The sequence below is a fragment of the Streptomyces sp. NPDC037301 genome, from assembly GCF_055602785.1.
This window is the reverse complement of record NZ_JBVJWD010000008.1, coordinates 121,547-145,213: the sequence shown is the minus strand read 5'-3', so window position 1 is coordinate 145,213 and position 23,667 is coordinate 121,547. Positions and strand designations below refer to the sequence as shown.

The window sequence follows — 23,667 nt, the reverse complement described above, 5'->3', positions numbered from 1 at the left end:
CCAGATACAGGAACATCATGCCGAGCACGTTGTCAGAAACAACCGACCCGACTGAGCCTGTCCCCGTGACCACCATCGACGCCCACCAGCACGTCTGGGACCTGTCGGTGCGCGACCAGGACTGGATCACCGGCCCCGAACTCGCCCCGCTGCGACGCGACTTCACCCTCGACGACCTGCGACCGCAGGCCGCGGCCGCCGGTGTCGCCGCCACGGTGCTGGTGCAGACGATCTGCGTACGCGAGGAGACTCCCGAATACCTGGCGCTGGCCGCGGCCGACCCGCTGGTGGCCGGCGTCGTCGGCTGGACGGACCTGACCTCTCCCGTGGTCGCGGACGCCCTGGCCGCACTGCGCGCGCTGCCCGGTGGCGACCGTCTCGTCGGCATCCGCCACCAGGTACAGGGCGAGGACGAGGCAGACTGGCTGCTCCGTCCCGACGTGGGCCGCGGCCTGGCCGCCGTCGCATCCGCCGGCCTCGCCTACGACCTGGTCCTGCGCCCTGAACAGCTGCCCTCGGCAGTCGCCGTGGCGAGGCAGCGGCCCGAACTCACCTTCGTACTGGACCACTTGGGCCAGCCTCCGATCCGCCCTCGCCGACCGGACACCTGGGCCGCGGACCTGGCCGCCCTGGCCCGCCTCCCCAACACCGTGGCCAAACTTTCCGGGCTCGTCACCGAGGCAGACCGGCACACCTGGAGCCCCGCCGACCTGCGGCCGTTCGTGTCGGTCGCGCTGGATACCTTCGGCCCGGAGCGGCTCATGTTCGGCTCGGACTGGCCGGTGTGCACCCTGGCGGCCGAGTATGAACAGGTGGTTGCCGTCGGCCGCGAGCTCGTGGCGGACCTGTCGGAGCACGAGCAAACGGCGGTGTTCGCAGGCACGGCCGCGCGGGTCTACGGTCTGTGACCCGCGGCAGGCAAGCGGGGGGGGGGGGGGGGGGGGGGGGGGGGGGGGGGGGGGGGGGCGCCCCCCCCCCCCCCCCCCCCCACTGCCCCCGGTCAGAGGAAGGTCTGGGTCATCGGCCGGGGTCTCCGTTTGCCCACGGGCGGTGCTTGCGAGCTGCGTCGCCGACGCCGGGCAGGGCGTCACCGAAGTGATAGGCGGCGATGCGCGCGTCGTGCTGTGCGTTGAGGAGGTGTATCAGGCGCATTCCGATGGCGGTCATGACGATCATCGCCGCGATGAGGATGAGGGTCGCCATGCTTCTCACCGCCATGTGTTCCCGGGTGCGGGGAGGGCCCGGCGCCCGATCGGGTGCCCGAAGGGCGACATGCATGTTCCGCCTTCGGTGTCCAAGGTGTCCTCGCGGCTTCGGGCGTCCCGTATGCCGCTGCTGACAACGGCTTCGTTGGCCATCAGCATGTCGGCGGTGAGAACGCTTCCGGGGATCGCGGCTGCGGCCATGAGACGGGCCGCGGCGGCGGGCTCGGTCTCGGGCGGGATCACGAGCAGGTCCCAGCGGCCGAGGGTGAGGGAGAGCAGGATCAGTTTGTCGGGGTGCTGTTCGGTGAACCAGCCCACATGAACGGTGTGCCCGGAGACGGGCACCTTGTGCGGGATGACGGGCCAGTGGGTGGGGTTCACGGTGACGCGTGTGATGCGTCCCCAGACCTCGTCGAGTGCGGCCACCAGTGGCGGAAGCTCCGCGTTCAGGTCACGGGAACAGGGCCACCAGGCCCCGTCCAGCTGGCCGGCGAGGGTGCTCTTCGGGGTGAGGGACAAGCGTGCCGGGAACTCTGCGGCGAGGTCGCGGGGCGCGGTCCGGTCGAGGAGGGCCATGGTGTGGACCTGCCCCCGGGCTGCTCGTCGGCAGCCCGGATTTTCGTGATCGCCGGAAATGACACCCGCGGGGGAGCCGGTGTGCGAAGTACTCCCGGTCGTTTAACTGTACGCCTGTTCGACAGACTCTGGCCGCTGCGACCAGGTATTTTCCAGTGCAGGGTGGGAGTGGGACCGCTGTGGCAGGCGGTGGCGCAGGCGCGGGGGAGTACCGTGAAGTGACGGCAGCATCGCTCCCGGCGAGGCTGTTCACCGGCAAAATACTCGACGGCGCGTGGCGGCCCCGCTCACGCGACATCGAGACCGAGCTTCCCGCCCTGATCAGCGTTCTGACCAGGCGCCTCGGGCCCATCAGCCGCGTCGGCGTGGACGCCTCCGCTGGAACGGCCTCCCGACCCGCCTGGTCATCGACGACCGTGTTGTCGACCTCGACTCCGACCCGGTCGGCGACGACACCGTCCTCATCACCCGCGGCCACAATGACCACTTCGCCCTGCTGGTGGCCCCCCTCATGTTTTTCGCGGTCCTGCAAGAGGGCCGCTGGCCTCCGGGCCCGGCATGACTGTGTCCCCCCTGTCGAACGGATGACAATTCCGTTGCTTCTGTGGCCGCTGGGCAGTTGAAGCGATGTGTTGATATCCCGTCTGGAGCGCCTGGGCCTGGGGGGCCTGACTCGGTCGTGTCCGCCTGATCTGGTGGACCGGGTTCGGGTGGTGGGTGAGGCGGGGCGCTGTGAGAAGCGCCGACGTCTGTTGTCCGCCCGGTTCACGGTGTACTTCGTGCTGGCGATGTGCTTGTTCCCGCAGGCCGACTACCTGGAGGTCCTGCGTCTGGTGAAGTCCGGCGACCATGGGCTGCGGTCCTGGTCCGGGGTGAACAAGTCCTCGCTGACCAGGGTCCGGCAGCGGCTTGGCCGGCCGGTGCTGCGGGAGCTGTTCCGGGCCGTGGCCCGGCCGTTCGGCACGGATGGCGAGCTGTTCCGGGGGCTGCGGGTGCTGGCCCTGGACGGGACGCTGCTGGCCGTACCCGACTCCGCTGGGAACAACGACGACTTCGGCAAGTCCGGATCTCGGCGCAGTCCGATGGGCTATCCGCAGACCGGAGTGGTCGTGGCCGCCGAGTGCTCCTCCCACGCCGTCCTGGACGCTGTGATCGGCGGATTCAAGGACTCCGAGCGCACCGTTTCCGACGCCCTGGACGCCCATGTCGGGACCGGCACGCTGTTACTGGCCGACCGCGGCTTGTGGGGTCTGGCCCGCTGGCACCGGCTCCGGAACCAGGGCACTCACCTGCTGTGGCGGATCGAGCGGCGCAAGGCCCGCCGGGTCCAGGATGTTCTGCCCGATGGCAGCTACCTCGCCCGGATCGAGGCGAACAAGCACAGCAAGGCGGCCGGAACCGTCAAGGCCCCGCCGGCGCTGGTACGGGTGATCGAGTACCGCGTCGACGGGCAGGCCGACATCGTCCGGCTCATCACCAGTCTGACCGACCACGAGAAGTACCCCGAATTCACCAGGACTGTATGGCCAGCTCTGCGCCTACGGCTACGCTCAGTGATGGGCGCTCGGACGCGAGGACGCCGCGATCAGGGCCGAGTTCAGCCTGATTCTCCGACCTCGCCCAGCACGTCTCATTCCGGTGCTGGTTCGGTGCTGGCTTTCGTGTCGCTGTCCTGGGAAAACTGCAGGTCGTAGTGCTGATGATGAGTTGTCGTACCACTCGATGGTGGTGCCGATGAGGCTTGCGGCGACGATGCGCTTGAGTGAGCGGGTGGTCGGCGGGGCGGATGCCGAGGCAGCCATGAACACCACTTCCGGACGGTTGGTGGGGACGGTTTCGTGTCGCCACACCGTAGGAAGGGGCAGGTCGGGGGCGTATGTGGCGGGGCACCACAGTTCTGCGGACGAGGGTGCGCGCGACCACCATGGAGGCGGCGGCGGGCACTCGCCTCCGCGCCGGCGACACTGCCCTCCACCTGTGCTGCGCCGGCGGACGCTGCCCGCGCCGGAGGGAGAGAGCGCGCCGACGTCCGGTCGCTGTCATTCTCCGACGTACGACCGACGCCGCCGCGCTGAAGGAGATCGCCCGCGTCCTTCGCCCCGGCAGCTTTTTGGGCCTGAATCCCCCCGCACCGCGACAGGACCGCCGTGGCGACGCACACGGAACACGGCCCCAGGTGCGCGAGATTGCACCCAGCTCGATCACCTCGGCCACTGCAACCCCGCGCACCGACTCGGCTTCGAGCAACTGACTCTCCATCGCGTCTGAGGCGCCCGCTCTCCCAAGGCTGGAGCCCCCCACGTCAGAGAGGAACAGAGGCACGTCCCTGGCCACGCGGCTGAAGAACGGGGTCGTCCCCGCCCCTGCCCGAGACTGAGGAGACGGGGTTATTTTCCGAATCGTCGTTCGCGATTCGAGTACGAGCGCAGCGCGCGCAGGAAGTCCACGCGACGGAACGCCGGCCAGTAGCAGTCCACCCAGTGCATCTCTGCGTACGCGGACTGCCAGAGCAGGAAGCCGGACAGCCGCTGCTCGCCGGAGGTGCGGATGATGAAGTCGGTGTGGTCGGCGATCGGCGAGTACAGGTGCCGGGAGATGTCCTCGATCTCGAATCGCTTGAGCAGTTCGACCGGGTCGCCACCGGATGCGATGTGCTCCTCGAAAGCGTTTTTCACCGCGTCGACGATTTCCCGTCGGCCGCCGTAGCCGACCGCGACGTCCACTTTGAGCCCGCCGCGTCCGGCAGTCGCGGCAGCGGTCTCCTTTAGTACACGGGCGCTGTCGCCAGGCAGCATGTCGAGCGAGCCGATCACCTGGACCTCCCAGAGGCGGCCTTCGGCCGCGATGTCCTGGACGGTTTGCTCGATTATGTCGATGAGTGGGCCGAGCTGTTCGGCCGGCCGTCCGAGGTTGTCGTCGGAGAGCATGAAGAGGGTCACGTGCTCGATCCCGGCGGCGGTGCACCAGCCCAGGAACTCGGTCGCTTTGGCGCCGCCCGCCCGGTACCCCTCTCGGACGTCTTTGTGGCCGGCCTGGCGGGCCCAGCGTCTGTTGCCGTCGAGCATGATCCCGACGTGCTGCGGGCGCGGTAGCCCCGCCAGAGTGCGAGCAAGTCGGCGCTCGTACAGAGCCTCCATCGGCCGCCGGAGGAACAGCGGGAGGAGCTTCATGAACCATCTCCGTCGCATCGTGCGTACCTTCAGCCGACCCGAGCAGTCCGCCCGTTGTCGCGAAACAGGTACAACCGGCCTGCTTTAGGGGCAAGTTGACCGGCATTAGGATTTTAGGAGTCACCGTATCGCAGTGATGTGTCCGATGCCCGGCGGGCCTTGAGCCAGCCGGAATTCACCCATGCCAACCGCATCGGTTATCCCGTGGGAGTACCTGCCGCACGACTTCCCGTCGTGCAAGAGCGTCGACAATTACTGCGCCAAGTGGGAGGCGGACGGCGCCACCCAGCCAGTTCATCATCTGCTGCGGGACAAGAAACGTCGCGCGCACGGTTGCACTGTGACCCCGTCGGCGGCCGTGGTGGACGCGCAGAGCGCGGAAGACCTCGTCCGTCGTTGCCGAGGACAGTCAGGGCATCAATCTTGGCACCAATCTCGCAATGACCCCTGAGGTGCAACCGCTTCCATCGCAGCCGCCTCCTGCTCGTGGAAACATCCCTTCCAGTTGATCAGCCCGGAGCCCCAGATGGGGTTCCTCCTCCTTCGGGTGCTCTGCAGCTCTGTGACGTAACTTCGGAATTCTCGAAGCGTTCTTACTCCGTCCGGCCGATCAGCGGTCGGGCTGAAGGTGAGGAGGCTCGGTTTGGCGCTGGCGGTCGTACGCGACCTGCGCGAGTTCCGCGGTCCGGCCTCGGCGGAAGAGCTGGAGCAGTTCGAGACTGACGTGCTGGCCGGGTTCGTGCTCGCGCGGGCCTCGGCGGGGCTGGCGGATGGCACCATCCGGGGGGACGTCGGACACCTGGATCGGGTACGGGCCTGGTTCGGCCGACTGCTGTGGGAGTTGGAGCCGGCCGAAGCCGACGCGTACTTCGGGAAGGTGCCGCGGGGCTTGCCAAGCGGTACTCGGCTGGCTCGAGCGCAGGCGCTGACCACGTACTTCCTGTTGGGGCGCCGGGCTGGCCACCTGCCGCAAGTTCGCCCCGACCGCGCGGAACTGCACCACGTATGTCCCAGGTCGGACTCAGGGTGAGCGGGGCATGCAAGCTCGATCTGGCCGACATCAAGTGGGAGCTGGGCCGCTTCGGAAAGCTCCTCGTGCGTCACGGCAAGGACGCCCGCGGATCGGGCCCGCGCGAGCGGATGGTGCCGCTGACTCGATGGCGCCGAACCATGGGATTTGCGCTGTTCGCGGTAGGTCGCCTTCCGGCAGCTCGGCATCACGTCTGCGTCCAGGATTTCGAAGCGCGCATGAAACTCGAAAGCAGGCACACACCGCTGCTACGGCCATGTGCAGCCCGTCGTCGGTCGCGAGACTGAGCGCTTCACCTGGTGAATCCGGCCAGCAAGCACTCAGCCGCCCTCACGCCGGCGTGTGCACGTGAATGATCGAATCTCGAACGGAGGAAAGACGGAAAGTGAGCACGCGTAGAAGATTCCTCGGCGCCGCCACCGCAGTCGGTGCCATGGCGTTTCTCGGCAGCACCGAGACCGCATCCGCAGACGAGAGCAATCCGGGACAGGACTCGGCGGGCCTGGAACTTCAGGCCCGCAACGCAATCTTCGCGGTCGATACCGGTACGCAGAAGCATTACGACGTGCTCCGTGCCCAGCTGATCAAGCACCTCAGCCCGGTCATCGTCGTTCAGAATGACGACCGGGGTGGCCTTTACACCCTCGTCCACAACGGAGAGCAGGAGTCGTTGCATCCTGTCTCCGAGATCTTCGAGCTGGCCAAGTCGATCGCCCACGCTCCGCTGGGAATCTACTCGATCACCGCGCCGTACCTGAGCCACCAGATCCCGAACCTCCCCAGCTCCGCCTGTCTCGTCCAGCACGACGTGGACATGGTGGCATTCAAGGGGCCCGGAACGAACGACTGGGTCAGCCCACTTCAGGCGTTCGGCACCATCCTGACCATCGCCCGACAGCAACTCGACAACGCGCACCTGCCGCGGGAGCTGGAAGTGTCGAGCAAGCGGATTCTCGACGTCGCGCTCAAGTTCATCAAGGAGTCCGTGCAGCGCGGTTCCTTTGACATGAAGTCGTTCGAGAACTTCACGGGCGGCTTGAGCGACGCTATCGGTACCAACATGAGGTACGCGGCCCAGGCGCAGATCGACGGCGTGGAAGACCTCATGAAGCGGTGGCGGGGCAAGGTCGGCAAGGAGGACTGGCCCGGCCTGTACATCGTCGTTCTGTCGATCTGGACGACGTCCGCCCTGAACCAGAACTCGATTATCGTCAAGCAGTTCATGGACCCAGCGAAGGCGGACTCGCACCTGATCGACCTGCCGACGGCCCAACTGCCCGCCGACCCGGTCTTCGTCGCCCTCGACAACTTGGCCCGGATCGTGCAGGACAACGTCGCGGCGGAGATGGTGTTCCCCGCTGACCGGAAGCTGGCGGATGCGCTGAAGGGGCCCGAGGATCTGCTGGCGCAGGAGATCCTGCACCAGCTCGCCTGCCCCTACCAGAGCAGGACCGCGACGAAGAAGGCCATAGGCGCAGCCCCGTAGAAAGGGCCCGACCACGCCGGCCTGAACGCCGGTCACAGACAGCGTGCCAACTGCTTCCTCGTCATCTCGGCCGAGGAAGCTGTGCCGTTCCAGCTGCGGGTCCGGTGGGCACGATTCCATGGCGGGCGTGGGGGCTGAACAAGTGCTGCGGGTGGCCACGGTCTGCGGTGAGAACTTCCGGACAGCCGCGGAGGCGGCCCTGGAGGTGCACGAGCGCTACGTGGGACCGCGTTCAAAGTGGTGCACTACGGCCAGCACGTCGCGATCGTCGTGGCCGACTGGCACGTCGCGTCCCTGGTACGGGTGGAGTACGAGCCGTCCAAGGTGCTGCTCGACGTGGAGGACCCCGGAGTGGAGATCGTGGCCAATCCGTGGGGGACTGGACACCGAGCACGGAGCGGCTACGTTCAGTGATGGGCACTCGGACGCGAGGGCGCCGCGATCAGGGCCAAGTTCAGCCCGATTCTCCGGCCTCGCCCAGCACGTCTTTTTCCGGTGCTGGCTGTCGTGCCGCTGTCCTGGGAAAACTGCAGGTCGTAGCGCTGATCCGATGAGTTGTCGTACCGCTCGGTGGTGGTGCCGATGCGGCTCGTGGCGACGATGCGCTTGAGCGAGCGGTTGGTCGGTGGAGCGGATGCCGAGACGGCCATGGGTACTACTTCCGGACGTTGGCGGGGACGGTTTCGTGTCGCCACACCGTAGGAATGGGCAGGCCAGAGGCGCATGTGGCGGGACACCATGGTTCTCGGGTCGGGTGTGCGCGGGGCCACCATGACAAGCATGTTGAGACTGCTTCGAGGACCGTATTGAAGGCCGGCAAGCGCCTGTCCGAGTTGCGTTGTTCAGCATGGTTCAGTGCCCTGATGCCGACTCCCGTGCTGGTTTGGTGCTGTCCCGAAACCGCATGTCAGCACCCCTGAGCACCCATTCCCTGCTGACTTGGTGCTGACCACGCTGCGTTGAACTTCGGCATTCAGGGCGGATGAGACGGGGGTGTTCCTCACCTCCGCGCGACTCGGGTCAGGCCCGGCGGGTTCCTGCGGAGGCGACCATGGGCGGTGGCGTGGGAGTCTCGCCGTCCTGCGGCATGTTCGCCGGTACGTAAATCTGACTTCTGCGGCCGATGCGGCGCGGGAGGTCCGGCTCCACCGGGCGCGGCTTCGGAGCCATCGGGAGTTGACGCGGCGGTGTGCCATTGAGGAACGAGGCCGCAGCCAGATGCGGAGCCGCTCCGGCGCCGAGCACCGGTCCCCGAGCCGCCCGACCGACCGGAGGGTGCCGCTCCCGCGGCCCTTCTTTCCGGTTGCTCGTGAGCGCGACACCTCACCGATTGCGGCCTCGGAGTGATCGACGCAAGGTGGATACGTCAGCCCCCCACAGTGAAGGACGGAATCGTCATGGGTAAGGCAAAGGCGAAGGCCAAGCAGGTCAAGGGCAAGCTGAAGGAAACCGTCGGCGATGCCATGGACGACAAGGGCATGCAGGCAAAGGGCCGCGGCGAGCAAATGACGGGCAAGGCCCAGGAGACCGCGGCAAAGGCGGCTGAGCGGCTGAAGAAGTCCGGACAGTAGGACCTGCATTGCGGGCCGCGCACCCGGGTTTCACGGCAGCCGGGGCGCGGCCTGGTGCCGGCCGCGCGGTCGGCACCAGGCATCAGGTTTCATTGCTCGGTGAATGTTCGCTGACGTTCGGCGAATGCCGAGGCTGATTGCCCCACCCGGTATTCATCCTGCCTCCCGTTGAGGCAAATGCTGCCGTATCGACTCGGGGTTGCCTACTTGAGCGGAGTGGTGTCGTCGACCTCATGCACGTGGGCTGTCACCCAGCGCGCGTGGGCCGTCACCCAGCCCAAGGAGCCGCGTTGTTGCTCCCGGGCAAGTCCCTGGTCGATTCGCTGCTGCGGCGCTATCGCGCGTGGGAGGTCGTCGTCCTGGCAGAGCCGCACGATCTGGCTAGCCGTCGGCACCTCGAGGATGTCGCGTACACCTTGTGTGTGCTCATGGGGCAGCGCACCACCCGCGATGCGATTACAGAAGCCGAGTTCTACCTCGGGTGGACCCGATCGGTGATGCCGGCTGCCGATGTGATGACGCGGGACGGCGGAAAACAGTCTCGTGCGGGGTGTCCGGGCTGCGGTGGTTTCCCGCAGATGTACCCAGTGCGGGCCGGCGGGTTGTCGTCTGTCGGCGGGTCCGTAGGTTCTTTTGTCCGGGCGCTTCGTGTGAACGGCGGACTTTCGTTGAGTAGTTGCCGGGGCTCACCCGGCAGCACAGCAGGTGGGCCGAGCGGTTGCGTTCGACACTGGCAGCGGTCGGTCTCGCCCTTGCCGGCCGGGCCGGTGCCCGGATGGCCCAAGTCTGCGAGGTGTCTATCAGCCCGTGCTGCGGCTGGTCGACATAGTGCCCGGCACCCGGCGCAGCGCCCGCATCTTGGTGGGGCGGGCATCCTGGGGGCGGCGTCGGCCGCGTTTGGCCGACCGGGTGGCCTGGGCTGAGCAGCACGAGGACCAGATGCGCAGCCGGCCCGGTGCACACGGCTTCGATCGCCGCGGCCATCGGGCGCACGGACCGCCCGGCCGCGCGAACGGCTCCTCGCGGGTGTCACCCCGCCCCCGCACTTCGCAGGAAGCCGGACTCGCGACGGCGGGGCCGTGCACTGCTAGTGGCTGAGCGTGCCTTTCAGTGCCGGAACCTGTCCTTGCCCTTCTCCACGGCCTGCTTCAGTTTGCCCTTCGTCTTTTCGGCCTTTCCTTTACTTTCCAGGCTTTCGTTACCAACGGCCTTCCCGAGCGTTTCCTTGGTTTTTCCCTCGGCTATCTCGCCGATGTTTTTGGTCTTCTTTCTGATGCCCATGTCGTGCTCCTTACAAGCCTTCGGTCGAGTAAGTGGGGGTTCGGCCGACTGCTATTCGGACGGTGGCAGCAATGTTCCGAGAGGTCCGAGATCCAGATTGAGGTCTTGCATGGAAAGGTCGTATCGAGCGCAGAGTTCCACCATACGCTCGTGCAGAATCATGAGTGTGGCGCCCAGCCGCTCCTCCTGTTCGTCGGTGAGGTCCCCGGCGTCGACCCGCTGCAGTGCCTGGCGTTCCATGAGCTGTCGCAGCAGCTCGACGATGGTGAGAACAAGCTTGATCAGGTCCCGTTCCACCGTGTCGGGGTCGGTGGTCAGCCGATGTGTGGTTCCCTGCGCCTTCGAGCCGCTCGGCGGCAGGACGTCCTGCGGGGCGGCGGGCAGCAGACGGAAGGCGCGGGCCGCCGCGTCGGCGACTTCGTCGAAGCGGTTGCCGGGCCGGCGGTGGGTTTCATCTGCCATGGCCGCCTCGCAGGGGTGCGGGGGCGGGCCACGGGGAGGGGTTCTGTTCGCTGATGGAGACGATCAGCGCACGCAGCGAGATGCGTACGAGATCGATATCGGCGATTGAGAGTACGACGTCACCGGTGAGGACCACACCTCCGCTCAGCAGCCGGTCCAACAGGTCGATCAGCGCGATCTGCCGGTCCGGCAGCGGCTCTTCTGCCGCGGCCAACGGCCCGCCGTCCGCCCTCACGGCCCGGCTCTCTTCAACGTTTCGGCTTCGGCGGGCGTGGCGAAGGAGTAGGGCGCCCAGGGTCCGGTGACCTCGATGCGTACTCCTGGAAGCCTCTCGGCGGCCTGCATGACGTGGGCCCGGAATTGTTCGGCGTGTGCCAGCGGCACGAGGTAGGCGTCGTTGACGACGTTCTCTCCCGGCCCGCAGGCGAGTTCGCCTTGCTGCACCCGGTGCTGGACCCGGTCAACGGCCACGTCTCGGGCCGCGTTCTCGACACGCCGGGCCGCCTGTTCGGCGTCGCGGTAGGCGTCTTCGCGGGCGTGGCGCTGCGCTCTGCGGTGGCTGAGATAGGCACGCCCGGGGCTCAGGTCCGGATCTGCGGACGGCTCTGCCGGGCTTTCGGTGGCCGCGGGCGCTTCGACGTAGATCTTGACGCCCCATTCCACCTGCGCGGCCAGGTCCGACAGCCGCTCGGCGAACGCCTCCCGGCGGGCATCGAGCATCTGCCCCACCCGCTCGTCGTCGAGGTACACGGTGGCCAGCCGGAGCGGCAGGACGGTGGTGCGCGCGGCCAGCGCCTCGATCACCCGGTGATGGGCGCGGGCGACCGACTCCAGCCAGTCCAGGTCCTCGAGGTGCGCGCGCAGCGCGGCCTCCTGGAAATCCTGTGCGGGCACCGGGCTGACCGCGACCACCACGTCACCGCAGTGTCCTGTGTGCACCAGATGCACCGGCGCGTCCGCCACTCCGGGGAGCCCGGACAGCTCCTCTTCCAGAACTCCGTCGGCGTCCCGCGCCACGGCGTAGGCGTAGGTGATGACCTCGGTCATGACTCATCCCCCTTCTGCGGCTCGGCCCGTTTGGTGCGTGATGTACGCGCGGTGCGGCGGCGGGCGGCAGGGCGGCCCTTGTCGTCCTCGGTCGGGGGCAGCTCACCGCCCTCGCGCATGGCCTCGATCTCGGCGCGCAGCCGCTTGTTCTCCTGGGCGAGCGAGCGGTAGCCGTCGTTGGCGCGTGAGGACAGCGCAGGATCGTGCTCCCACCAGTCGATGCCCATCTCCTTTGCCTTGTCCACCGATGCGACCAGCAGGCGCAGCTTGATGGTGAGCAGTTCGATATCCAGCAGGTTGATCTGGATATCGCCCGCGATGACGATCCCCTTGTCCAGGACCCGCTCCAGGATGTCGGCGAGATTGGCCGAGGAGCCCTGACCGCCGTAGGGGCCGGCCCTGGACGGGAAGTCGCCCATCCTCCTGGCGACGGGTTGGTTCACGGCGCTGCACCTCTATCCCGGGTGTCCCGGCGTTGCGACGGGAGCGCGTGGCGGCGTTCCGTCCCCGCGGCGGCTGCCGCGATCAGGTATCGGTGCCCTGGACATGGGCCCTGATCTCGTCCAGTCGGTCCAGCAGCTCGTCCTCGCGCCGGTCGAAGGTTTCCTCGTCGATGTCTCCCGCCAGCATCGCCTGCTCGAGCTCGGCGAGTTCCCGCTCGACGGGTGCGGGGTCGTAGTACTCGTTCTCCGCGGTCTCGACGACGCGCTCGATGACCCACGCCACGCCGCGCACCGGCGCCAGTGGCAGGGTGGCGAGTTGAGTCAACAGTCCCATGAGGACTCCCTAGACGAAGCTGTAGGCGGGCAGCGGGCCGAGCAGCCGGAGGCTGAAGTCCTCACCCAGCTCCTTGGCGAGATCCTGCTCCGCGCTGAGGAAGCTCTTCTCGTTGTCCTGTTCCACCAGGAAGGACACGCTCAGGAAGTCGTTCCCGGTCGCCTGCGAGGAGCGCTCCTCCCGCGCGAATCCGCGCAGCGCATCGAGGACTCCGGCGGCGAGCTGATCCTGCCGCGCCTGCACTTCCTGGGAGACCAGCTCCCCGAGGGCGAGCGGCAGTTCCGGGCTGCCGTTGCCGCTTCTGATCTCCTCGTTGAGTCCACGCGCCTCGTCGGACTCCTGAAGGATCTGCCGCAGCAGCGCATCCTCGTCCTGGGCGGCCCTCAGGTGGTATTCGACGCAGCCCTCCAGCGCCCGCAACCGTTCGGTGAACTCGTCCGTACGGTCCTCCAGCACCGCTCGTACGGCGTTGTCGTCCGTGGTGGTGAAGCCGAACTGCAGCGGTAGAACCGTACCGTCGGCCATCAGCCGCTCCTGGACGGCCTGGTGCGCGCCGAGGTCGCGGCGTTTGGGCCGTAGCTCCTCGGGGGCGTCGCTGACGACTGCGGAGAGCTTTTTGGTGTGCACTGTGCGGAGGGTCGAGGGCGGGTTCCCCACCCCGTCGAGGCCGGCCAGGCGCTGCGGATGAGTTGTCGCGACAATGGAGTAGACGTATACGGCCATGGCTCACTCCTTCCGGCGCCGGGCGGCAGGCCGACGCCTCGGCCGCTCCCGCCTCTCCTCGGGCTCCTCGTCGTCCTCATGGCGTCCTTTGAGGGCGTCGGTCACCACTTCTGCGGCCCCGCTGAGGGCTCCCTTGGCCTTGCCATGCGCTCCGCCCTCGGTCACCTCGCCGACCAGGTCGGTCAGCTGGGAGGGCGCCTTGCGACCCTCCTCCAGGTCGAGGCGGTTACAGGCCTCTGCGAAGCGCAGGTAGGTGTCCACGCTCGCCACGACGATGCGGGCGTCGATCTTGAGGATCTCGATGCCCACCAGCGACACACGCACAAAGACGTCGATGACCAGGCCGCGGTCCAGAATCAGATCGAGGATGTCGTAGAGGTTCCCGGACCCTCCTCCACCGCCCCTGGAAATGGTTCCTCCGCCTTGCGGCACCACAGTCATGGTGCCTCCTCTCAGCGGCTCACGCCTGGGTGCCGGGCGTGCCCTCCGTTCGTCTCGCGAACGGTGCTGCGGTAGCAGCCCGGACCCTAGCTACGCCGGTCGATCTGTGCTCGGGTGTAGCGACGGGTGCGCTCGTACGCCACCAATTCGCCCTCCTCGGTCAGCGTTACCCGATAGGTCGCCATCACGCTGGTGGTCGTGGGGACACGTTCCAGCTCCAGCACTTCCACGTCCGCCTGCCAGCCGTCCTCCGTCGGCTTCACCGCCGAGACGGACTCGGGGGCTCGCCCCAAAAGCTCCTGGAGTTGCTCAGTCGCGTACCGCATGGCCCGTGGGGCCGAAACCCGGCGGGCCGTGCGCTTCGTCGCGCTGGTTCGGCTGCCGGCCCGTCCAATGCTGGATTTCCTGGCGCTCTGCTTGCTGGACGGACGCCGGACGTGCTGTACCTCGTCCTCTTCGCCTGCGGCCATGTTCCCTCTCCGGAATCGGAGACAACACGCTGCCCGCGCCACATTTACGACGCGCCATCTCATGATATACGGCCTGGGCTGACCGCATCTCGGGCTGCCTCGCCACGGCTCTGTCAACGCTGGGCACAACTCAGTCACGTGCCGCAGCCACTGGCTGTGTACCGCCATAACTGCCCGTGAGTAACGTCATGACTGTGGGGAGCAGAGCCCTTCCTCTGCGTCGACCCGTCCTCGGCGCGGCGAATCAGCAGGCCTGAGCGGTCGCGAAGTCCCGATGGCATGTCAGGCCTCCTGGTGCAAGGACGGCGGTGCCGGTATCAGGGCGCAAGCATGGTCTCGACCATGCCGTCTTCCTTTGCCTGGAAGCCTTGTATGCCTGCGGGCCTTCCAGATGGGGCATTGGCAGCGGCCGTCCGCACTGCGGAGGTCTTCGTCGGTGAGGAGCGGAAGCCCGCTCGCCCCGACGCGTCTCGTTCTCGGCCTGACTCGCTGGTGACACGTTCTCCCGCTCACCGGTCTTGTTGCTGCGGTCCCGCACGCCCGACGGGCTGCTGGCCTTATCTGCACTTGGACACCTTCCTGCCGGGGCCGGGCTCGGGCGTAAATTCGTCGGCGTGGAAGCAGCAGCGGTGCGCACTGAGGTTGTCCTGCTGACGGGTTTCGTCCAAGTCCGCGACCAGCCGCGCTGTTTGGATCCCCCGTGGCCCTCGCCTGGCCTGCATCGCCGTGTGTATGTGTGAGGCGCATACTGAAAAGACTTGCGAGAACGGAGGACGCCATGATCATCCTCGGTGTCATTCTGCTGGTCCTCGGCCTGGTGGCCGGCATATCGATCCTGTGGACCATCGGTATCGTGCTCGTTGCGATCGGCATCGTTCTCTGGATCCTGGGTGCCGTCGGGCATGCGGTGGGCGGTCGACGACATTACTGGTAGGGCTGCTCGTTCCGGCTCCCCGTGCACGCGGCCGTGGAGATGTCCAGCAGGCTCTGGGATCTCGGTGTGCTCGGGTGGCCTTGTGCTCTGCGCGGATATGGTGCCGGTCCGCACATCGCTGCCAGGGTCGGAAATTCAGCGTCCCGGATGGGAGCACACATGGCTGTACGTCATCAGCTCATCGCCCGGGAACCGTCCGTCCTCTGGGCGGTTCTGGCGGACGAGAGCCAGTATGCGGACTGGGTGGTGGGGACCTTTGCTACGTCTCTCGGATGAGGGCCCGGTACTGCCTATGCGGTTCGGGATGCCCGCTCCGGACGAGGAGACCGTGCGCGGTCAACTGGCCGTTGGCGAGACGGGTCACGTCGCTGCACCGGGGTATCTCTCCGACGCGGTTGAGGTCAACGTCAAGGCACTCCCGGCACAGAACGCACTTGCAAGTCTCGTCGCGGAGGACAAGAAAGTCCGGCGGCTGCTGGAGGAAGCACGTCGACGTCCCGGTTATGAAGCCAGCCTCCGGCTGGGCGAAGCCGTGGCGGCTGTTCTTGAGAACAGGGCCGCCGAAGCCGGCCGACGAGTCCGGCGCGAGCTCACACCCATGGCTCGTGTGGTGGCCGGCGGACTGGACGTCCAGGGATGCGTGCTCAAGGTGTCCTTCCTTGTCGACTGCGGCGACAGCGACGACTTCCGAAGCGTGGCGGAGCGATATGCCGACGCGCACCGCGACCACGTCGAGCTGAGTCTCGCGGGCCTGCTGCCCTGTTACGGCTTCGCTGCCGCTGAAGGCACTCACGTTCGGGCCGCCGGAGTCTGACATGGGATTGCTCACGCTCCCCGTCGCACCGGTCCGCGGTGTGATCTGGGTGGCGGAAAAGCTCAACGACGCTGCCGAGCGCGAGCTGCGCGACCTCGGAGTGCTCCGTGTCCAACTGGTTTCACTGAACCGGGAACTGAAGACGGAGACATCAGCCTGGAGGGGCTCAAACGAGAAGAGGAACGGCTGCTCGCCCGGCTACATGCTGCACAACGGCCCCACGCCGAACGATCGAAGGTGACGCACTCATGGATGACACAGCCAAGGTGACCCTCGCGGCCGCAGTAGTGGGCGGCTATGTGCTGGGCCGGACGAAGAAGGGCCGACTGGCGCTGACCATTGCGACCTATCTGGCAGGCAGACGATTCGGCCTTGAACCCCGACAGCTTGCCGCCGAAGGGATGCGCAGACTCGGCGAGATTCCCCAGATCGCCGAACTGCAGGAGCAGCTGAAAGGGGAAGTCCTCGACGCGGGCCGAAAGGCAGTGACGGCCGCCGCCGACCGCGGCATGAGTTCGCTGGCCGACGCCCTCAGTGACCGTACGGCCCGGCTCGGCGAGAAGCAGGACGAGGAGGAGCCGGAAGAGGAAGGCGCGGAGTACGAGGAAGAGGAAGAGGAAGAGCCGGAAGAGGAAGAGCCGGAAGAGGAAGCCGCAGAGTACGAGGAAGAGGAAGAGCCGGAAGAGGAAGAGGAGGGACAGCCGGAAGACGAATACGAGGAAGAAGAGGAGGAGGAAGAGCCGGAAACGATGCGGCCGAAGCGGCGTAGTTCTCGGAAATCAGCCCAGCCCAGGAGGGAACCCAGAGGAGGCGTGGCACGCAAGAAGGCCGCTCCTGTCCAGGGAGAGAAGTCTCGGACGGCGAAGAAGACTGCGGCTCGGAAGACGGCTCCGGCGAAGAAGACCGCGGCTCGGAAGACGGCTCCGGCGAAGAAGACCGTGGCCCGGAAGACGGCTCCGGCGAAGAAGACCGCGGCTCGGAAGACGGCTCCGGCGAAGAAGACCGCGGCTCGGAAGACGGCTCCGGCGAAGAAGACCGCGGCCCGGAAGACGGCTCCGGCGAAGCGAGCAGCATCCAAGCGAGCCGATCGTCGGAGGTAGCCAGTCATGACCAGGACGGAAAGTGACCAGCCCGCAGCGGAAGAGTCAGGTGCGGATCGGCTTCGCGAAGAGCTGTCCAACTTCCTTACTGCGCAGGTGGAGAGACTCGCCGAGAAGGCGGGCGACAAACTGACCGACGTCACGGAGCAGCTCACCGATGTAGCCGAGAGCGGATCGCTTCCCGCAATCGGCTCCCGCATCCTCCAGGGCGACTCCCCGCTGAAGGCGTTCGTCGTGGAGAAAGCCAAGGGCGTCAAGGACAACATTGTGGGGAAGGCCAAGGAAGCGTTCGGCGGCGGAAAGGGGAAACGCAAGTCGAGCGGCGGCAAGGTCATGAACATCATCGAGGTTCTCGATGTGGGGGTGCCCCTGCGTGTCGCGTACGACCACTGGACGCAGTACGACCAGTTCAGTAGCTTCGCGAAGGGCGTTCGCGACGTCTCGAAGAACGACGAGTTGGCGAGTGACTGGAAGGTCAAAGTCGGCCCTTCCTCGCGCAGCTTCAAAGCGACTGTCCAGGAACAGATTCCCGACGACCGCATCGTCTGGACATCCGAGGGAGGCAAGGGCACTACTCGTGGTGCGGTCAGCTTCCATGAGCTGGCACCCAGCTTGACTCGAATCGTCCTGGTCGTGGAGTACTACCCGTCCGGGTTCTTCGAGAAGACGGGCAACCTGTGGCGCGCCCAAGGGCGTCGAATGCGACTCGACTTCAAGCACTTTCAGCGGTACGTCACCCTCGCCCAGGAAGAGCCCGAGGGCTGGCGCGGCGAAATCAGGGACGGTGAAGTCGTCGTGTCTCACGAAGATGCCGTGGAAGAAGAGGCCGCTGAGCAGGAGGACGCAGAAGGCGAGGAGCCCGAGGACGAGGACTACGAGGACGAGGACTACGAGCCCGAGGACGAGCAGGGCGCCGACTACGAGGATGATGAAGAAGAGGAAGGCGAATACGAGGATGATGAAGAAGAGGAAGGCGAATACGAGGACGAGGACGAGGACGAGCATGTAACCCCCGCCAGGAAGTAAACATGTAACCCCCGCCAGGAAGTAAAGAGGACAGAGGAGAGGACGCCGTGACTGACGTCGACTTCAGGCAGGGGTCCAACCTGGTCTCGGGGCCGACAGGACCGGCCACTTGTCCTCCAGCACCGTCGAGATGCCCAATGGATCTCCTCAGTTCGTGGTGACACCACGGGGCACAGGATGGGTGAGCAAACCCGTCAGTAGCTTTTGGTCGAAGGTTGGGTATCCGAGGGACCCCGGCGGTGTCGCCGGGGTCCCTCGCTGCCGGATCACGCATTGCTGGTGCCTTGGGCGGGAGTTCGGTGTCGAGCTGCTGCGTGCGGCGACGGGCGGGGCGTAGCGGCCCGCGTACGGGTGGCAGGCTTCAGGGCGGACGGGAGACCCGGCCGCCCTGCCCCGTCCGCCTCCATCAGGTCACGGTGCACACCGGCCGGGGAACATCGGCCACGGTGAGATCGCTGACCACGATCCGGTGGTCCTCGGTGGGCGTATGCAGCCTGCAGCTACGGAAGTTCACGCCCCGGCCGAGGATGTAGTCGAACTTGGCCGCCTCGGTGGGGAACCCGGGCCCGGTCCTCGGGAGGGTCTTGGTGCACCGTGGATCCTTGACCGGTCCGCAGAACTGGTCGACGTCCTTGAACCCGGCCTGCCAGATCGGGCCCATGACGTTTGTGACGTGCGGCCGGGTGTTGAAGTCACCGAGAACGAGTGCGCGAGGGTGCGGTCGCGTGACGGCCGCCAGTTCTCCGGCCTGCAACTTCCTCAGTTCTTCGTAGCCCGGTGCACTGAGGTGCGTGTTGAACACCCGAACCCACTGGCCGTCGAGCTTCGTGGTGAAGGACTGCATGCCACGCGCCTCCCTCCACCCCTCGTCGTCGCTGTAGCCCTTCTTGTTGTGCGCCCTGACCGTGGTGCCCTTGGCGTAGACGATCGCGGTGCCCAGCCGACCCGGGCACCCGAAGTTCACGGTGGACAGTCCGCTCCGGTACTCGTACTCGAACCCCGCTTCGTTGAGCTGCCGAACGGCCTCACGCACCTCGTTCAGGCAGGACTCCTGCAACGCGGCCACCTGCGGCAGGAAGTGCTTGATCTGTTCCGCGATCGCCTTCGGCGTGCCGAGGTCCTGCCCGTTCGTGTTCCACGTCATGAACCGGTTGGGGATCGGCTTCAGGGGTTCCTCGGCGGCGGGTCCGGCGTTCGCGGGTCCGGCGTACGCGGGCGTCACGAGCCCCGCCACCACCGCCATGGACCCGATCAGCCACACCTTCGCGGCGCGCCATGCTGTGCGTGCTGTGCTGCTCGGCCTACTCACGTTTCCCCCTGCTCCTGGTGGACTCACCGAGTCCCATGCGGACTCACCGACGAAGTAGGAACACCGTCTTGAGGAAACCTTGAGGGATCCTTGGATCCTTGGATCCTTGGATCCACGCCCAGCTCGCCCAGCCCATCCCCCAGGAACCGGACCCCGAGCCGGCCGCCGCGTAACCCGAAAGCCCCGGAACGCCAGAGGACCCCAGCCGTAGCCGGGGTCCTCTGGCCTGCGCATACGGGGTGCCTTCGATTCAAAAGCTACTGACGGGTTACTTGTCGGTTGGTTCGCCGCTCGTCGACGGCACCCCAGGATGGACCCCGCGGTAGGTCGCCCGGCCGCTCCACCCACACCGGATCTGTCACCGGCCAGCCGTCTCAGGCTCGGCCGCTTGTGACGCCGGCCGGTGGTCCCTGCCCGACGCGCTCACGCGCCGAGCGGATGCCAGCTCATGCGACGAATGGAGGCGCACTCCCATGAACACGGACATCGACGCATTGCAGGCACTCCCGAGCCGTGACCAGGCCCGGATCACGGAGCAGGAGCCCTGCACCTACACCAACCCCTCGACCGACTGACCTCTCGACCGACTGACCTCTCGACCGACTGACGAGGAGCCCCTTGATGGAGTTCGACCTCGACCTGCTGCAACTGCTGCCCGCCCCGGGCGAGAAGACGTACGTCGTGTGCGGTCCCACCTGTCCTGTGTCGGGTGATGACGACTGTGGTGGTTTCACCTGCACCCTGACCAGCCCCTGGTGACGCCAATCTCCCCCAGCCGAATCGGACAGGAGAACCGCCCCGTGCTCACGTTCCCGCTGCACAGCATCGTGCGCTCCGTCCTCGCCGAACTGGGCGAGGAGGAGTGGAAGCTCCACGACACCGACACCTGGTGCCAGGTCAGGCCGTCGGACGGGTAGTCGCGGATCCAGGGCTGGAAGCTCCACGTGTCGGCGACCCCGCCCTCCGCGCCGCATGTCCTGCACCGTGCCGCCGCGGTCCTCGTGGCCGCGGGCTGCTCCTTCAAGTTCGCCCGCAGCATCCGGCTTGTCGAGGAAATGACGTCGGCCCGTGCCGACCGCGGTCAGCGCGGCACGGTCATAACCGCCTACCCCCGTGAGGACGATCAGTTCAGGTCGCTGGCCGAGGAACTCGACAAGGCGACCGCGGACCTGCCGGGCCCGGCGATCCTCTCCGACCGCCCGTACCGCGAGGGCAGCCTGGTGCACTACCGGTACGGGGCGTTCCGGTGCTGACCAACGACGGCTCCCACGAGGTGCGCCTTCGGGCGCCGGACGGCACGTCCGTGACCGATCACCGCACTCCGTGGTTCGCTCCGCCCGAGTGGGCGGCCCCGCCACTTGCCGGACCGCCCGGAAGGGCGGCGAAGCTTCCTGCCACGCCCGGACCGGTGCTGCTGGACGAGCGGTTCGAGGTGCGCGAGGCCGTTCGCCATTCCGCGGCGTGGGGGCGTCTACAGGGCGCTGGACCACAAGGCCGGGGCGGAGGTGGTCGTCAAGCAGGCCAGGGCGCGCGCGGGTGCCGGGCTGACCGGTGAGGACGCGCGGGCGCTGCTGAGCCACGAGGCCCGGAACCTGTCCGAACTGGCGGGGATCTGCCCCGAGTTGGTTCACGAGTTCGCGCAGGACGGCCATGCTTTCTTGGTCGAGGGCCTGATCGCCGGTCAGCCGCTCACGGAATGGGTCCGGACGCGGTGCGTCGAGGCGGAGGACGGACGGGGGATCGCTCCTGACGAGGCCCTCGCCCTGGCGGCGGAGCTGGCCGGGCTGCTGGCCGAGGTCCACCGCCGCGGCCTGGTCCACCAGGACTTCACCCCCAACAACGTGATGGTCACGCCCGAGCGGCGCCTCGTGCTGATCGACCCTGGTGGCCGAGGCGGAGCACGGCTCGTGGGGAGGGGCGCCCGATGGCGCTCCGACGCGACGCAGGAACCCGGCACCGGACTCCTGTACCACTGGTGCAGCGGCTCCTCGGGCGTTGGCACGTTTCTGCTGCGTCTGGGGCTGGCCACCGGCGAGGACGCCTTCCTGAGCCTGGCTGAGGAGGCGGCCACGGCCGTCCACCGGGTGCGCTGGTCCGCGCCCACCGCCGCCTGCCACGGACTTGCGGGCGACGGCGAGTTCCTGCTCGACCTCGCGGAGGCGGTCCCGGACGGGCCGTACCGCGACTGGGCCGAGGACCTGGCCGCCGTGCTGTACGAGCGGAGCGCCATTCGTGACGGCCGGCGCGTCGTCCCCGACGAGACCGGCCGGACGGTTCGCGCCGACTACCGGACCGGCCTCGGCGGCCCCATCCATTTCCTGCCTGGGCTCGCTCACGGCGGACCGCGGCCCTGGATGCCGCGGCCCTGAACATCAGGAACACACAAGGCATCCCCGCAGACGACCGACAACGAAAAGGGATTCACGCGGACAGCGACCTCGACGCGCTGCAGCTCCGCTCGGGAGAGGAGACGGAAGCCATCTGCACGATCACCTGCGGCGACACGTGCGGCCAGGGCGGCACCTGCACGGTGACGACCCCGTGAGGTCTGTCCGACTTCCGGAGACGTTCCGGGGGAGGCGCACCAACCCGCCACCCTTGAAAGGCGGCACACATGGAGATCGACCTCGAAGCGCTGCAACTGAGGATCTGCCCCGTTCTTCCATGCGTCGTTCCAAGGTGGCGGTGCGTCGGCATCGGGTACTGGGTTGGCCCAGACTATTCGGGCGCCTCTGCACCGACCGGTCGTCGGGCGGTCACGATCAACGATGAGATCGACGCCCGTCCTCAAAAGGCGCAAGCGGGCGCTGCCCGCGGGACTCCACGGCTGCTGCGGGTGGTCATGCCCTCAGGGCCCGCCACGGGAACCTGGCCGACCCCGCGCCCGCGGGGATGTTCCGAACCACTTCAGGCCCAGTTCGTCTGTAGGCGTCCGTAGGACATCTCTTACGATCCCGTGACGTGCCGCGCCGGATCCGGCCATGTGATTCGCCGGCGGCCTAGCGTGGGCGCCATGCGCGTACTGGTTACCGGTGGAGCCGGATTTATCGGGTCGGAGATCGTCCATACCCTCGCATCGGCCGGGCATCGGACAGTCGTGTTCGACGCACTGCTGTCTTCGGTACACGGAGCGGCAGCAGCACCGGCAGATTGCGACGCCGAGCGAATCATCGCGGACGTTCGCGATCGGGAGGCGGTTGACAGGGCCCTGCGGGGCATCGACGCCGTGTGTCATCAAGCAGCGATGGTCGGCTTGGGAAATGACTTCGCGGACGCGCCCGAGTACGTCGGGTGTAATGATCTCGGGACGGCGGTGCTGCTTGCGGCGATGGCCGAGGCGGGTGTGCGAAGCCTGGTCCTGGCCGGTTCGATGGTGGTCTACGGCGAGGGACGCTACGACTGTCCCCGCCACGGCACGGTCCGCCCGGGACCGAGGGCGGCGGCTGACCTGGACGCGGGCCGTTTCGAGCCGCACTGTCCATGCTGTGGTGCGGAGTTGACGCCTGGCCTGGTCACCGAGGACGCGCCCACGGACCCGCGTAATGTGTACGCGGCCACCAAGCTCGCCCAGGAACATCTCACCGCGGCCTGGGCGCGCGCGACGGGCGGGTCCGCGGTGTCGCTGCGGTACCACAACGTGTACGGACCGGGGATGCCGCGCGACACACCGTACGCCGGTGTCGCCTCCTTCTTTCGGTCAGCTCTGGCCCGTGGAGAGGCCCCCCAGGTCTTTGAGGACGGCTGCCAGCGGAGGGATTTTGTCCACGTACGGGATGTGGCGGCCGCGAACGCATTGGCACTGGAAGCCGTCAAAGGGCACGAGCCGGGCAGTTTTGCTGTTTACAACACGGGGAGTGGGGATCCTCGCACCATCGGCGAGATGGCCTCGGCACTGGCTTCGGCACACGGTGGCCCTGCTCCGAAGGTCACCGGCGAATACCGGCTCGGTGATGTACGCCATGTCACTGCGGACTCACGACGACTGCGAGACGAGCTGGGCTGGAAACCGCAGGAAGGGTTCGCGAAGGGAATGGCGGAGTTTGCGACGGCCCCGTTGCGAGGAATGCGCCCAAACATCGGAAGGTACTGAGAGTGACGGCTTGGACCGACCGGCAAATGGGGGGGCGGCGTCGTGGGGCTGGGCACGCACTCCCCAAGGCCTTAAGGGCCAGGGGGGACCCCCTCCGGCGTTGTCGTCAATCACCGACTTCCCCGAGCTCTCGGCTTCGCTCGAGCAGGGGAGAC

At 67.3% G+C, this 23,667-nt stretch carries 33 protein-coding genes and 1 pseudogene; 19 read left to right on the top strand and 15 right to left on the bottom strand.

All coding sequences use genetic code 11. The features are described 5' to 3' along the window. Nucleotides 1-17: 17 nt before the first annotated feature. Nucleotides 18-908 carry an amidohydrolase family protein gene (locus ACZ7IB_RS15980; protein ID WP_470913064.1) on the top strand — a complete coding sequence of 297 codons (891 nt, stop codon included), beginning with the start codon at nt 18-20 and terminating at the stop codon, nt 906-908. A 109-nt stretch (nt 909-1,017) separates the two neighbouring features. Here the strand turns inward: ACZ7IB_RS15980 and ACZ7IB_RS15975 are convergent, their stop codons facing one another. Continuing rightward, entirely contained in the window at nt 1,018-1,203 is a 186-nt protein-coding gene (locus tag ACZ7IB_RS15975) for a hypothetical protein (protein ID WP_470913063.1), read from the bottom strand. A gap of 5 nt (nt 1,204-1,208) precedes the next feature. Then, a complete protein-coding gene (locus tag ACZ7IB_RS15970) occupies nt 1,209-1,781 on the bottom strand; it encodes a DUF5994 family protein (protein ID WP_470913062.1) in 573 nt (190 codons plus the stop codon). A gap of 218 nt (nt 1,782-1,999) precedes the next feature. Between ACZ7IB_RS15970 and ACZ7IB_RS15965 the strand changes: the two are divergent. Together ACZ7IB_RS15965 and ACZ7IB_RS15960 are read left to right on the top strand one after the other, a co-directional pair. Continuing rightward, a pseudogene (locus tag ACZ7IB_RS15965) lies at nt 2,000-2,289 on the top strand (DUF5994 family protein); the annotation flags it as partial. Nucleotides 2,290-2,410: 121 nt separating this feature from the next. Beyond that, nucleotides 2,411-3,475 carry an IS4 family transposase gene (locus ACZ7IB_RS15960; protein WP_470913061.1) on the top strand — a complete coding sequence of 355 codons (1,065 nt, stop codon included), beginning with the start codon at nt 2,411-2,413 and terminating at the stop codon, nt 3,473-3,475. Between the two features lie 693 nt (nt 3,476-4,168). Here the strand turns inward: ACZ7IB_RS15960 and ACZ7IB_RS15955 are convergent. Beyond that, on the bottom strand, nt 4,169-4,951 hold the full coding sequence (locus ACZ7IB_RS15955; protein WP_470913060.1) for an isoprenyl transferase: 783 nt from the start codon (nt 4,949-4,951) through the stop codon (nt 4,169-4,171). 643 nt (nt 4,952-5,594) lie between these two features. Between ACZ7IB_RS15955 and ACZ7IB_RS15950 the strand changes: the two genes are divergently transcribed. From ACZ7IB_RS15950 to ACZ7IB_RS15940, 3 genes are all read left to right on the top strand, one after another. Then, on the top strand, nt 5,595-5,981 hold the full coding sequence (locus ACZ7IB_RS15950) for a hypothetical protein (RefSeq protein WP_470913059.1): 387 nt from the start codon (nt 5,595-5,597) through the stop codon (nt 5,979-5,981). A 385-nt stretch (nt 5,982-6,366) separates the two neighbouring features. Beyond that, nucleotides 6,367-7,467, top strand: coding sequence for a twin-arginine translocation signal domain-containing protein (locus ACZ7IB_RS15945; RefSeq protein WP_470913058.1), 1,101 nt, complete (start codon nt 6,367-6,369; stop codon nt 7,465-7,467). Nucleotides 7,468-7,704: 237 nt separating this feature from the next. Then, nucleotides 7,705-7,881 carry a hypothetical protein gene (locus tag ACZ7IB_RS15940; protein ID WP_470913057.1) on the top strand — a complete coding sequence of 59 codons (177 nt, stop codon included), beginning with the start codon at nt 7,705-7,707 and terminating at the stop codon, nt 7,879-7,881. On the opposite strand, the gene ACZ7IB_RS15935 is transcribed toward ACZ7IB_RS15940, so the two are convergent. Beyond that, nucleotides 7,875-8,117, bottom strand: coding sequence for a hypothetical protein (locus ACZ7IB_RS15935; RefSeq protein WP_470913056.1), 243 nt, complete (start codon nt 8,115-8,117; stop codon nt 7,875-7,877). The genes ACZ7IB_RS15940 and ACZ7IB_RS15935 overlap by 7 nt on opposite strands. Nucleotides 8,118-8,864: 747 nt before the next feature. Between ACZ7IB_RS15935 and ACZ7IB_RS15930 the strand changes: the two genes are divergently transcribed. Next, the gene (locus ACZ7IB_RS15930) at nt 8,865-9,038 is read left to right on the top strand and encodes a CsbD family protein (RefSeq protein ID WP_470913055.1); all 174 of its coding nucleotides are present in this window, start codon (nt 8,865-8,867) and stop codon (nt 9,036-9,038) included. 203 nt (nt 9,039-9,241) lie between these two features. Here ACZ7IB_RS15930 and ACZ7IB_RS15925 read toward each other — a convergent pair whose 3' ends face one another. Beyond that, nucleotides 9,242-9,433 carry a hypothetical protein gene (locus ACZ7IB_RS15925; protein ID WP_470913185.1) on the bottom strand — a complete coding sequence of 64 codons (192 nt, stop codon included), beginning with the start codon at nt 9,431-9,433 and terminating at the stop codon, nt 9,242-9,244. Between ACZ7IB_RS15925 and ACZ7IB_RS15920 the strand changes: the two genes are divergently transcribed. Continuing rightward, nucleotides 9,350-9,961: a DUF5133 domain-containing protein gene (locus ACZ7IB_RS15920; protein ID WP_470913178.1), complete on the top strand. Its 612-nt coding sequence runs from the start codon at nt 9,350-9,352 to the stop codon at nt 9,959-9,961. The genes ACZ7IB_RS15925 and ACZ7IB_RS15920 overlap by 84 nt on opposite strands. A gap of 184 nt (nt 9,962-10,145) precedes the next feature. On the opposite strand, the gene ACZ7IB_RS15915 is transcribed toward ACZ7IB_RS15920, so the two are convergent. From ACZ7IB_RS15915 to ACZ7IB_RS15875, 9 genes are all read right to left on the bottom strand, one after another. Further along, the gene (locus tag ACZ7IB_RS15915; RefSeq protein WP_470913054.1) at nt 10,146-10,319 is read right to left on the bottom strand and encodes a CsbD family protein; all 174 of its coding nucleotides are present in this window, start codon (nt 10,317-10,319) and stop codon (nt 10,146-10,148) included. A gap of 51 nt (nt 10,320-10,370) precedes the next feature. Beyond that, a complete protein-coding gene (locus ACZ7IB_RS15910; protein ID WP_470913053.1) occupies nt 10,371-10,781 on the bottom strand; it encodes a gas vesicle protein K in 411 nt (136 codons plus the stop codon). After that, the gene (locus ACZ7IB_RS15905; RefSeq protein WP_470913052.1) at nt 10,771-11,016 is read right to left on the bottom strand and encodes a gas vesicle protein; all 246 of its coding nucleotides are present in this window, start codon (nt 11,014-11,016) and stop codon (nt 10,771-10,773) included. The genes ACZ7IB_RS15910 and ACZ7IB_RS15905 overlap by 11 nt, the downstream gene beginning before the upstream one ends. Further along, complete coding sequence (locus tag ACZ7IB_RS15900) at nt 11,013-11,828, bottom strand: GvpL/GvpF family gas vesicle protein (RefSeq protein WP_470913051.1); 816 nt, start codon at nt 11,826-11,828, stop codon at nt 11,013-11,015. The genes ACZ7IB_RS15905 and ACZ7IB_RS15900 overlap by 4 nt, the downstream gene beginning before the upstream one ends. Beyond that, nucleotides 11,825-12,247, bottom strand: a complete 423-nt coding sequence (locus ACZ7IB_RS15895) for a gas vesicle protein (protein ID WP_470913177.1) — start codon at nt 12,245-12,247, stop codon at nt 11,825-11,827. The genes ACZ7IB_RS15900 and ACZ7IB_RS15895 overlap by 4 nt, the downstream gene beginning before the upstream one ends. Nucleotides 12,248-12,353: 106 nt before the next feature. Continuing rightward, nucleotides 12,354-12,605 (bottom strand): gas vesicle protein GvpG, encoded by a 252-nt coding sequence (locus ACZ7IB_RS15890; RefSeq protein WP_470913050.1) that lies wholly within the window; start codon nt 12,603-12,605, stop codon nt 12,354-12,356. Nucleotides 12,606-12,614: 9 nt separating this feature from the next. After that, nucleotides 12,615-13,328, bottom strand: coding sequence for a GvpL/GvpF family gas vesicle protein (locus ACZ7IB_RS15885; RefSeq protein WP_470913049.1), 714 nt, complete (start codon nt 13,326-13,328; stop codon nt 12,615-12,617). A 3-nt stretch (nt 13,329-13,331) separates the two neighbouring features. After that, the gene (locus ACZ7IB_RS15880; RefSeq protein ID WP_266364314.1) at nt 13,332-13,769 is read right to left on the bottom strand and encodes a gas vesicle structural protein GvpA; all 438 of its coding nucleotides are present in this window, start codon (nt 13,767-13,769) and stop codon (nt 13,332-13,334) included. A gap of 86 nt (nt 13,770-13,855) precedes the next feature. Further along, on the bottom strand, nt 13,856-14,239 hold the full coding sequence (locus tag ACZ7IB_RS15875; protein WP_470913048.1) for a gas vesicle protein GvpO: 384 nt from the start codon (nt 14,237-14,239) through the stop codon (nt 13,856-13,858). Between the two features lie 778 nt (nt 14,240-15,017). Here ACZ7IB_RS15875 and ACZ7IB_RS15870 point away from each other — a divergent pair. From ACZ7IB_RS15870 to ACZ7IB_RS15850, 5 genes are read left to right on the top strand one after another with little or no spacing between them, the layout of a single operon-like run. After that, a complete protein-coding gene (locus ACZ7IB_RS15870; protein ID WP_470913047.1) occupies nt 15,018-15,173 on the top strand; it encodes a DUF6131 family protein in 156 nt (51 codons plus the stop codon). Continuing rightward, the gene (locus ACZ7IB_RS15865) at nt 15,142-15,987 is read left to right on the top strand and encodes a GvpL/GvpF family gas vesicle protein (RefSeq protein WP_470913046.1); all 846 of its coding nucleotides are present in this window, start codon (nt 15,142-15,144) and stop codon (nt 15,985-15,987) included. Before ACZ7IB_RS15870 ends, ACZ7IB_RS15865 begins: the two co-directional genes overlap by 32 nt. Nucleotide 15,988: 1 nt before the next feature. Then, entirely contained in the window at nt 15,989-16,228 is a 240-nt protein-coding gene (locus ACZ7IB_RS15860; protein WP_470913045.1) for a gas vesicle protein GvpG, read from the top strand. A 7-nt stretch (nt 16,229-16,235) separates the two neighbouring features. Beyond that, nucleotides 16,236-17,087, top strand: a complete 852-nt coding sequence (locus ACZ7IB_RS15855) for a histone protein (protein WP_470913044.1) — start codon at nt 16,236-16,238, stop codon at nt 17,085-17,087. Between the two features lie 6 nt (nt 17,088-17,093). After that, on the top strand, nt 17,094-18,113 hold the full coding sequence (locus ACZ7IB_RS15850; protein WP_470913043.1) for an SRPBCC family protein: 1,020 nt from the start codon (nt 17,094-17,096) through the stop codon (nt 18,111-18,113). 406 nt (nt 18,114-18,519) lie between these two features. Here the strand turns inward: ACZ7IB_RS15850 and ACZ7IB_RS15845 are convergent, their stop codons facing one another. After that, nucleotides 18,520-19,422 carry an endonuclease/exonuclease/phosphatase family protein gene (locus ACZ7IB_RS15845; protein ID WP_470913042.1) on the bottom strand — a complete coding sequence of 301 codons (903 nt, stop codon included), beginning with the start codon at nt 19,420-19,422 and terminating at the stop codon, nt 18,520-18,522. A 473-nt stretch (nt 19,423-19,895) separates the two neighbouring features. Here ACZ7IB_RS15845 and ACZ7IB_RS15840 point away from each other — a divergent pair, with 473 nt between their 5' ends. The 6 genes from ACZ7IB_RS15840 (at nt 19,896) to ACZ7IB_RS15815 (ending at nt 23,512) form a co-directional block, all read left to right on the top strand. Beyond that, the gene (locus ACZ7IB_RS15840) at nt 19,896-19,997 is read left to right on the top strand and encodes an ALQxL family class IV lanthipeptide (RefSeq protein ID WP_470913041.1); all 102 of its coding nucleotides are present in this window, start codon (nt 19,896-19,898) and stop codon (nt 19,995-19,997) included. Between the two features lie 46 nt (nt 19,998-20,043). Continuing rightward, a complete protein-coding gene (locus ACZ7IB_RS15835) occupies nt 20,044-20,181 on the top strand; it encodes an ALQxL family class IV lanthipeptide (protein WP_470913040.1) in 138 nt (45 codons plus the stop codon). Nucleotides 20,182-20,345: 164 nt separating this feature from the next. Next, complete coding sequence (locus ACZ7IB_RS15830) at nt 20,346-20,675, top strand: class III lanthionine synthetase LanKC N-terminal domain-containing protein (protein ID WP_470913176.1); 330 nt, start codon at nt 20,346-20,348, stop codon at nt 20,673-20,675. Next, nucleotides 20,669-20,977 carry a class III lanthionine synthetase LanKC N-terminal domain-containing protein gene (locus tag ACZ7IB_RS15825; protein WP_470913039.1) on the top strand — a complete coding sequence of 103 codons (309 nt, stop codon included), beginning with the start codon at nt 20,669-20,671 and terminating at the stop codon, nt 20,975-20,977. The genes ACZ7IB_RS15830 and ACZ7IB_RS15825 overlap by 7 nt, the downstream gene beginning before the upstream one ends. Beyond that, nucleotides 20,928-21,791 carry a lanthionine synthetase LanC family protein gene (locus ACZ7IB_RS15820; RefSeq protein ID WP_470913038.1) on the top strand — a complete coding sequence of 288 codons (864 nt, stop codon included), beginning with the start codon at nt 20,928-20,930 and terminating at the stop codon, nt 21,789-21,791. Before ACZ7IB_RS15825 ends, ACZ7IB_RS15820 begins: the two co-directional genes overlap by 50 nt. A gap of 644 nt (nt 21,792-22,435) precedes the next feature. Continuing rightward, nucleotides 22,436-23,512 (top strand): NAD-dependent epimerase/dehydratase family protein, encoded by a 1,077-nt coding sequence (locus ACZ7IB_RS15815; RefSeq protein WP_470913037.1) that lies wholly within the window; start codon nt 22,436-22,438, stop codon nt 23,510-23,512. The last annotated feature ends 155 nt before the right edge of the window (nt 23,513-23,667 follow it).